At 61.7% G+C, this 6,816-nt stretch carries 6 protein-coding genes and 1 tRNA gene; all 7 read left to right on the top strand.

Annotated elements, in window-relative coordinates:
* Positions 1-309: 309 nt before the first annotated feature.
* Positions 310-382, top strand: a tRNA-Trp gene (locus HMPREF3166_RS08770).
* Positions 383-422: 40 nt separating this feature from the next.
* The gene (gene secE / locus HMPREF3166_RS08765; RefSeq protein ID WP_070488780.1) at positions 423-767 is read left to right on the top strand and encodes a preprotein translocase subunit SecE; all 345 of its coding nucleotides are present in this window, start codon (positions 423-425) and stop codon (positions 765-767) included.
* An 85-nt stretch (positions 768-852) separates the two neighbouring features.
* A complete protein-coding gene (gene nusG, locus HMPREF3166_RS08760; RefSeq protein WP_070488791.1) occupies positions 853-1,806 on the top strand; it encodes a transcription termination/antitermination protein NusG in 954 nt (317 codons plus the stop codon).
* Between the two features lie 155 nt (positions 1,807-1,961).
* On the top strand, positions 1,962-2,402 hold the full coding sequence (rplK, locus tag HMPREF3166_RS08755; RefSeq protein WP_034986238.1) for a 50S ribosomal protein L11: 441 nt from the start codon (positions 1,962-1,964) through the stop codon (positions 2,400-2,402).
* Between the two features lie 85 nt (positions 2,403-2,487).
* The gene (gene rplA, locus HMPREF3166_RS08750) at positions 2,488-3,198 is read left to right on the top strand and encodes a 50S ribosomal protein L1 (protein ID WP_005292043.1); all 711 of its coding nucleotides are present in this window, start codon (positions 2,488-2,490) and stop codon (positions 3,196-3,198) included.
* A 205-nt stretch (positions 3,199-3,403) separates the two neighbouring features.
* Positions 3,404-5,173 carry a TIGR03773 family transporter-associated surface protein gene (locus HMPREF3166_RS08745; protein ID WP_070488777.1) on the top strand — a complete coding sequence of 590 codons (1,770 nt, stop codon included), beginning with the start codon at positions 3,404-3,406 and terminating at the stop codon, positions 5,171-5,173.
* Between the two features lie 62 nt (positions 5,174-5,235).
* Entirely contained in the window at positions 5,236-6,741 is a 1,506-nt protein-coding gene (locus HMPREF3166_RS08740; RefSeq protein ID WP_070488774.1) for an anchored repeat ABC transporter, substrate-binding protein, read from the top strand.
* Positions 6,742-6,816: the final 75 nt, after the last annotated feature.

Here is a 6,816-nt window from a genome sequence, read left to right as displayed (position 1 = left end):
AAACCAGTCCAACTTTCGGGGGCTAGTTCAATGTAAGTCGCCGGGTGGTTTTGCTTTTGCTGGCGCTACGTTCTGTGTCTCGCCTTAAACCGCCTGCCCTAAACCTGCGTGTCCCGACTCCGCAAGCCCCAGCACCCGCGCCCTATTTGGTCGCGCGGTCGTTATCCTGCTATTGTTTTTGAACGTTGCACTGAATGTGTGGCGTGGAAGCTGCAAGTCCAGCAGATGGGCACTGTATTTCCCCGCTATCAGGATGTTGCTTCACCTATGTTGGTCTGGTCGCGTACACTCGTGAACCAGAACTTCGATAGGGGCGTGGCTCAATTGGCAGAGCAGCGGTCTCCAAAACCGCAGGTTGCAGGTTCAAGTCCTGTCGCCCCTGCACGATCTTCCTTGCAGGTACCTTTAAGGAGAACTTAGACGTGAGCGACGAGAGCAAAAAGACCGCGGCCGGTGAACCCGGCACTGGCGGCAGCCTTCGTCCGTCCGGCAAGCGTCAGGTGGCCGGACAGGCCACCACGTCCCGCGCGGTCGCGAACTCCAACTCCAAGGCTCCGGAAGTTGTAAAGACCCGCAAGAACCCCTTTAGCGCCATCATGGACTACATCCGCGGCGTGATCTCCGAAATGGGCAAGGTCATCTGGCCCACGGGTCGCGAGATGGTGAACTACACCATCATCGTCCTACTATTCCTGATCTTCGTCTGCGCCCTTGTGGCCGGCACCGACTGGGCTGCTAGCTGGGGTCTGCGTCAGATCATGCGCTAACTTGTGTTAAGCTAGCGAACATCAACTTATATACCGCCTTCGCCGCCCGGCGATAGGCGGATTTTTAATGATGGAGGGTGCTTCCATGACCGAAGAGAACCAGAACAACAACCAGAACAGCGAGGCTGTCAGCGCTGAGAGTCTGGCTGCAGCCGCTCAAGAAGACGTACAGCAGGCCGTTGCTGAGGCGCACCAGGATGCTGCGGGTGCTGAGGCTGAGGGCGTCACTAATGAGGACGCCGCAGCACCAACCACCGAAGGGGCCGAAGAAACGGCGAGCGCCGACGGCGCCGAAGCTTCTGAGGCTTCCGCAGCAGCCGAGGGTGGCGAGGGAGCCGAAGGCGAGGCCGAGCAGTCCGCAGAGGACGCTGCGATGGCCGCCTACAAGGCTCGCCTACGCCAGTTCATGCGCGCGCTAAAGAAGCTGCCGGGTGAGTGGTACATCATCCAGTGCTACTCCGGCTACGAGAACAAGGTGAAGACCAACCTGGAGATGCGCGCCCAGACCCTGGGCGTGGACGAGCAGATCCACGAGGTTGTCGTGCCTATCGAGGAAGTTGTGGAGCTACGCGACGGCAAGCGCAAGCTGGTGAAGCGCAAGCTGCTGCCGGGCTACGTGCTGGTGCGTATGTCTCTGGATGACGCCTCCTGGTCCGTTGTCCGCGATACCCCTGGCGTGACCAGCTTCGTCGGCAACGAGGGCAAGCCCACCCCGGTGAAGATCCGCGAGGTTGCGAAGTTCCTGCTGCCGCCGGAGACTGCGAAGCCGCAGGAATCCGAGGATGGCGAAGAGGCAGCAACCGGTGTGGACGTATCCGCAACGGGTGTGGCCACCCCGCCGAAGCCGGCCAGCGAGCAGGTTGTGGTGGATTACGAGGAAGGCGAGTCCGTCACCATTCTGTCCGGCCCGTTCGCTTCCGTCTCTGCAACCATCAGCGAGATCGATACCGAGAACAACCGCCTGAAGGCCATGGTCTCCATCTTCGGCCGTGAGACCCCGGTTGAGCTGGAATTTGATCAGGTAGAGAAGCTGAACTAGAGTTATGCAGGTTGTCCGTGGGCTTATGTTCACGGCGCGACACGCAAGTTTTTCCATTTCCGGTGGCTGGTGAAATCCCGGCATCCGGTCGATGCGATTATCCCGTGCTTACCTGTGCTACGGGATCGTGTTGATAACAGAAAGTAGGTTTTAAGATGGCTAAGAAGAAGGTTACTGGCCTTATTAAGCTGCAGATCCAGGCTGGTCAGGCTACTCCGGCACCGCCGGTTGGCCCGGCTCTGGGTGCGCACGGCGTGAACATTGTTGAGTTCACCAAGGCGTACAACGCTGCTACCGAGGCTCAGCGCGGCAACATCGTTCCGGTTGAGATCACCGTCTACGAAGACCGCTCCTTCGACTTCAAGCTGAAGACCCCGCCGGCAGCGAAGCTGCTGCTGAAGGCCGCGGGCATTCAGAAGGGCTCCGGCGTTCCGCACACCGACAAGGTCGGCTCCGTTACTTGGGATCAGTGCAAGGAGATTGCAACCACCAAGAAGGAAGACCTGAACGCTAACGACGTTGAGGCTGGCGCTGCCATCATCGCCGGTACTGCTCGCTCCATGGGCATCACCGTCAAGGACGCTCCGCAGAAGTAATTCCCTAACCGGATTCACAAACCGTGGTAAGGCTGCTTGCTTGGCCTGCACCACAACTCCAACGAAACTAAAGATTGGATTCACTATGAGCAAGACCTCTAAGGCATACCGCGCGGCAGCGGAGAAGATCGACGCTGGCCGCCTGTACACCCCGCTGGCAGCCGCTAAGGCTGTCAAGGAGACCTCCTCCAAGAACTTCGACGCTACCGTCGACGTTGCTATCCGCCTGGGCGTTGACCCGCGCAAGGCCGACCAGCTGGTCCGCGGCACCGTTTCCCTGCCGAACGGCACGGGTAAGGAAGTTCGCGTTGTCGTCTTCGCCGAGGGCCCGAACGCTACCGCCGCTGAAGAGGCTGGCGCTGACGTCGTTGGCACCGCCGAGCTGATCGAGAAGATCCAGGGCGGCTGGACCGACTTCGACGCTGCGATCGCTACCCCGGATCAGATGGCCAAGGTTGGTCGTGTGGCTCGCGTCCTGGGCCCCCGTGGCCTGATGCCGAACCCGAAGACCGGCACCGTCACCACTGACGTTGCTAAGGCTGTCGCCGAGATCAAGGGCGGTAAGATCTCCTTCCGCGTGGACAAGGCTGCTAACCTGCACGCCATCCTGGGCAAGGCTTCCTTCACCGAGAAGCAGCTGGCTGAGAACTACGGCGCTCTGATCGACGAGCTGCTGCGTCTGAAGCCTTCCTCCTCCAAGGGCCGCTACTTCAAGAAGGTCACCATGTCATCCACCAACGGCCCCGGCGTTCCGGTGGACAACACCATCGTGAAGGACTTCACCGAAGAGGCTTAAGTCTCGTTTCCTAGGTTCCTTCTAGGATTTTCGCCCCCTCGTTGCCTTCGGGCGGCGAGGGTGTTTTCTTTTGCCTGAGGATGGTTCAGGTGCCGGTGGGGTAGCGAGGGAGGGAGCTGCCACACCCATTGTTTGAAAATGGTTGCCACTTCACTATAGTCCTTAATGAAAACTAGACTCATTGTGTTTTAAAGGACTTAATCTGGTGCGCACATCACCCCTCGCGGCTCTCTCAGCCGCCCTCCTCGTAGGCTTCGCAGCCTTCCTCGGCATCGGCAACCTCAGCTCGCAAACCCTACCTGAGGCAAAGGCCGATTCTGTCACCCTGAATCAAGGGCATATTGACGCCTTCCACGTCACCTCCTCGGGCAAAGGTAACCTCAAACTGGATCTGACCGAGGATGCCACCGGTTCCCACGTGGCCCACGATCCGAACAACGTCACCTTGGAAGTTGGGGCGCACGCCTACGAACCTCGCACCAAAGATGTGGCGGAGGTCGGTGTGCCGACCTACTTCCTGCCTCAGACCCAAGAGGAGGATCTGATTTGGCCGGGCTGGGACACTCAGGGCGTCGCACCGCACTACCAGGGCGTAAAGATCAACTTCAATCGCGTGTGCGGTCCGGGCCGAGTGTTCATGTGGAGCCAGGCCTTCAACGGCGGCGCCACCCCGTTGCTCTCCGACGGGGTAGAAGTCAAGTCCGGCAACAGCATCAACCAGGCTAACCCCAGCCACGTCCACGCCAACTGGGGCTTCGAGCGCCCCGGCCGCTACTCCATGCAGGTGCAGGCCACCGCTGACGGTGCTGAATCGGAAGTGAAGACCTACACCTGGGTCGTCGGTAAGTCCGACCAGGATTCCAACGCCGACGAACCCGCCGAGGGGGCCACCCCGTGCGGAGGCGAGGACACAGACACTGGCGCCGGGGCATCGGACAACTCGAACAGCGGTGGTAACGCCAGCGGCGGCGCTACTGGCGGTGGTTCCGCTGGCGCCGGCACTGGGAACAAGGCCGGTTCTGCGGGCAAGGCTGGCGCCACGGGTAAGTCGAGCCCGGCAGGAAAGTCCAGCTCTTCCAGCAGCACTGCCAGTTCCACCGGCTCCGCGGGAACACAAGGCTCGGCCACCTGCAAGAAGGGCGAACCTGCCCTCCGCCCGCAAATTAAGGACGACCGCCAGCAGCCACCGAAGTGGACCAGCCCCAGCGCGCTGAACTTCGGTCTAGGCTCCGCTGCGAAGACGAACCTTCCGCAGCCTCTCGGCCCTGTTGGAGCTGGTACCGCCTGGATGATCGGTGCTACCCAGTCCAACGGAGTGCCGTGGGTGGGCGTCAACACCATGCACCCGGACCTCCTGGCGAATACGCAAGGTGATGTCACCTTCAAGCTGACGTCCTTCAGCGGACCGGGCAGCATGTACGTCTTCGAACAAGGCAACCTGGGCCAGGTTGTGGGCAAGGAATGGTTCAAGGCCAGCGGCGGGAATGCATCCGGCGCTCACGTGGTGCCGCGCAACTCGCACGTGCACCCGAACTGGGTGTTCTCTAAGCCCGGCACGTACAAGGTAGGCATCACGCAGACCGCCACTACGAAGCAGGGCAAGAAGATCAGCGCTCCCGCCACGCTGACCTTCACCGTCGGCGGCAGCGGCAATGCCAACAGCGGCCACTTCGACTTCGGCGCGACCGTCACCACTGACGGCGACTGCGCCTCCGGCGCAGAAGGCGGTTCCGGCGCAGCAGGAGCAGGCGGGGGCGCAGCCGGTGGCGATGCCGGCACTGCATCCGGCGCCGACGGCTCCCTTGCCGATACCGGATCGACCTCCGCGATGTTGGCCCTGGCAATCGCCGGCGCGGGTCTGATCGCTCTCGGCGCAGGCGTGGTCTACATGTTGCGCACGAACTCTCTGTCTGCTGATTCGGTGGCGGCTCTTCGTTCGATGACGCCCCCTCGAGCCCCGGGCGCAAAGTCTTAAGGATGGGCCACGCAGCTTCATCGCGGCGGGGGCTTGCCAAGTCCCTGTGCGCGAATGTCAGTATGGTGCTGCTCTCTGCGGGCTTAGCCAGCTGTGCTGCAGCTGGCGGCGCGAGCTTGCCCAGCAGGGATGACGGCATCACGGATGTCGTAGCCTCCACGCCCATCATTGCCGACCTCGCCCGCCATGTCGCGGGCGATGCCGCCCGCGTGACCGCCCTGATCCCGAACACCGCTGACCCGCACACCTACGAGCTCACCCTGCGGGATGTTCGCAACCTCGCAAACGCGGACATCGCGTTCAACAACGGGCTGCTGCTGGAGCAGCAGTCGGTGCTGCGCACCATGGATAACGGAGTGCTGCCCGGCACGGAGGTCGTGGCCCTGGCCGATGTGGCCGCCAACCAAGGCGCCACCGTCATCCCGTTGGTGGAGAACATGGCGCTCGATACCGTCTGGTTGGGCCTGCGCGCCCAGGGGATCGGCGCCCGGCACGGCGGTTCCGCACACTCCGAAGTCCACCTCAGCGTGACTGACGTGGAAGGGCCAGGTGATGCGGCGGCATACATCACCGGCACCTTCGGCCAGCCGGAGATCTTCTTCAACTCTCGCGATGGCTTCGATGCCTCCCGCGGGTACGAGGGCGATACGGCTACGCTGCCGGTCGACGCACACACCCACATGAGCTGGTCCTTTTCCAAACCCGGCACGTACACCCTGCACTTGAGCGCATCCCTGGTACCGGACGAGGGAAAACCTCCAGAGCACATCGCGGACCAGACCGTGCGTTTCAATGTGGGCACGGAAGACGGGGCGTCAAAAAAGATAGACAGTGGGCACTACGACATTGCGGTAAACGCCGACGACAACAGCATCAACCTCGTCGGCGACGGTGGCACCTTCGACCCCAAGAATGCCGTGGTCAGCGTGCCTAACCAGACCCTGCAGCCGATCCCGGGCGACCCGAACTTCCGCTTCCTCGGCACGGCGGGCGACGAGACCTACCTTTTGCCTCAAGCAGTGCTAGGCAAGCACGTCCACGGCGAGCTCGACCCGCACCTGTGGCACAACGCGAAGAACGCGATGGCGTATGTGAAGGTCATTCGCGACAAGCTCATCGCCGTAGATCCCGAGCACGCCGCTGATTACCAGCAGAACGCGCGAACCTACCTGGACGAGCTCGACCGCCTTGACCGGGAGATCAAGCGCCAGGTCCGCAGTATTCCCGAGGCTCGCCGGCACTTGGTGACGGCTCATGACGGCTACGCCTATTTTGCTGACGCCTACGGCCTGGACGTAGCCGGTTTCGTCACCCCGAACCCAGAGATTGAGCCGAGCACACGGGACCTCGTCAGCCTGACCCGCACCCTGGAAAACCTGAAGGTTCCGGCGGTGTTTATTGAGCCGACGATGGCGGGGCGTACGCGCGAGCTGCAGCAGATCGCAGACAGACTGGGCGTGAGTGTGTGCCAGATACGCAGCGACACCCTCGACGACACGGCGCCGACGTATGTGGATCTGATGCGAACCAATGCGGAATCGATGGCGGGCTGCCTAAGTGGCGCATAGAACTCTGGCGCGCAGGGGAACGACGTTTTCAGGAACAAGAGAAGAACAGAACAACAGAAGAACAAAAGTAAAGGA

Origin of the sequence: Corynebacterium sp. HMSC08A12 (genome assembly GCF_001807485.1) — a bacterium.
GTDB classification, from domain to species: Bacteria; Actinomycetota; Actinomycetes; order Mycobacteriales; family Mycobacteriaceae; genus Corynebacterium; species Corynebacterium evansiae.
Note: the sequence above shows the minus strand (reverse complement) of the source record. Positions and strands in the feature narration are given on the sequence as shown.

Coding starts and splice junctions, on each gene's coding strand:
- nusG (WP_070488791.1), top strand. CDS start 853: ATGACCGAAGAGAACCAGAACAACAACCAGAACAGCGAGGCTGTCAGC.
- rplK (WP_034986238.1), top strand. CDS start 1,962: ATGGCTAAGAAGAAGGTTACTGGCCTTATTAAGCTGCAGATCCAGGCT.
- rplA (WP_005292043.1), top strand. CDS start 2,488: ATGAGCAAGACCTCTAAGGCATACCGCGCGGCAGCGGAGAAGATCGAC.
- HMPREF3166_RS08740 (WP_070488774.1), top strand. CDS start 5,236: ATGGTGCTGCTCTCTGCGGGCTTAGCCAGCTGTGCTGCAGCTGGCGGC.